Consider the following 1,437-nt stretch of genomic DNA (forward strand, 5'->3'; position numbering starts at 1 on the left):
GTATCTAGGTTTGACGCGAGATCCCCACACATTGGAAATCAGTAATGACTCCCTCGTTAAAGACTCCCAAAAAGGAATCATCATCGGTGATTTAGGAGGAGATTCGGTCGATTTTGTAGGGATTAAGAATAGTAAGCCGGTAGCATCCGTTGAAGGAGAACAATTCGGCATTAACCAATTCCTTGATAACATCATCCAAAAAGTCAGCAAAAATGAGCTTTACAAGTTCAATACAAGATCGGAGCTTGAAGAAAAATTAGCGGCTGGACAGTCCGAATGGTATGTGGAGCCTTTTGCTGGTGTGAAAAAAGATATAAGCAAATACATTATTCCACAACTGAAATCGATGGCGATCAAGTACCTGGAGCATTTTGACCGGGTGCGAAGCAGCTCAAATGAAATAAATGGAGCTGTACGTTATATTGCTGTCGGAGGAGCGGCAGATATTGCGCAAAGGCAGATTAAGGAAGCGGCCGTTAAATGGAATGAACGCGGACGACCGATTGACTTATTTTTCCCGGAAGATATGGCTAAACTGAACGTTCAAGGTCTGTTGATCCTAGCGAAAATGAACCTTCTCAGTAAAGAGAAGCAATATGAGGGTAATTACGCCATGGCAAAAAACTAGAGGGTGATTGATATGTTAAGAACATACAGGGATTATTTTAATCAAACTGTGATCACTCTTCCTGACAAATTCATCGATGTGAAAACTGGAGAATCCCACGAGATAACCTCTAAAATCATTGAAGAAATAGAGTATCATTCCAAGAATAATACCCTGCAGCACTTCATTCTTTCAGCACTCCACAACTACCTGCATCACCAACCAGCTAAGCCTGTCGACAATGGAAACACGAGTGACTTACTGTTTGAGCTGCTGGAAATAAAGAGAATGTTGAATCTTGGAAACAGAAATAATCCTACAGGCATTCCCGCCACACAAGAAAAAACTATGACAGCTAAAAAAGTGAATTTAAAAGAAATCGAAGGTCTTCTTGAGGCTTTCGGAGGATAGGTGTGTATGTAGAGAAGGTAGCCATATTTCTAGGTTACCTTCTTTTCTAATGAATTAATGTTTGAGATATACTGCCGGCAAGCAAGTAATCGCACAGAAACAAGATAAATCCACATTAATACAAATTCCAGTACCTACTAAGTCATCAAGATCTTTGTGATCAATCTGGCTGCAAGCTGAGTATTCATGCTTGCTGTGGCATTTGCCGTCCTTATCTTTATGAGGTTTTAGATCAGATTTAAAAATCAATAACTCAAGAACTGCACAGTCTTTATCCAGCTCTTTAACTTTAAAAATAAAAGTGTTTACACATTTGAACCTTGTTTTCTTAGAATGGCAAGAATATGTTGTAACACCCGTACCTTTATACGGTTCACACCCACAATACAAAATGAATGGAATTGTGTTTTTCTTTATTT

General features: G+C 39.1%; 2 protein-coding genes and 1 pseudogene. 2 read left to right on the forward strand and 1 reads right to left on the reverse strand.

All coding sequences use genetic code 11. From position 1 onward, the window contains the following. Both LD39_RS11585 and LD39_RS11590 read left to right on the forward strand, forming a co-directional pair. Positions 1 to 628 (forward strand): annotated as a pseudogene (locus LD39_RS11585) (hypothetical protein); the annotation flags it as partial. A gap of 12 nt (positions 629 to 640) precedes the next feature. Further along, the gene (locus LD39_RS11590; RefSeq protein WP_035546526.1) at positions 641 to 1,018 is read left to right on the forward strand and encodes a hypothetical protein; all 378 of its coding nucleotides are present in this window, start codon (positions 641 to 643) and stop codon (positions 1,016 to 1,018) included. A 54-nt stretch (positions 1,019 to 1,072) separates the two neighbouring features. Here LD39_RS11590 and LD39_RS22165 read toward each other — a convergent pair. Continuing rightward, a partial coding sequence (locus LD39_RS22165; protein WP_255349885.1) for a CotY/CotZ family spore coat protein occupies positions 1,073 to 1,437 on the reverse strand: 365 nt, incomplete at its 5' end.

The organism is Halobacillus sp. BBL2006 (genome assembly GCF_000786645.1).
Taxonomy (GTDB): domain Bacteria; phylum Bacillota; class Bacilli; order Bacillales; family Halobacillaceae; genus Halobacillus.

What these genes read in the sequence shown, in the direction of transcription:
- LD39_RS11590 (WP_035546526.1), top strand. Translation starts at nt 641, where the DNA reads ATGTTAAGAACATACAGGGATTATTTTAATCAAACTGTGATCACTCTT.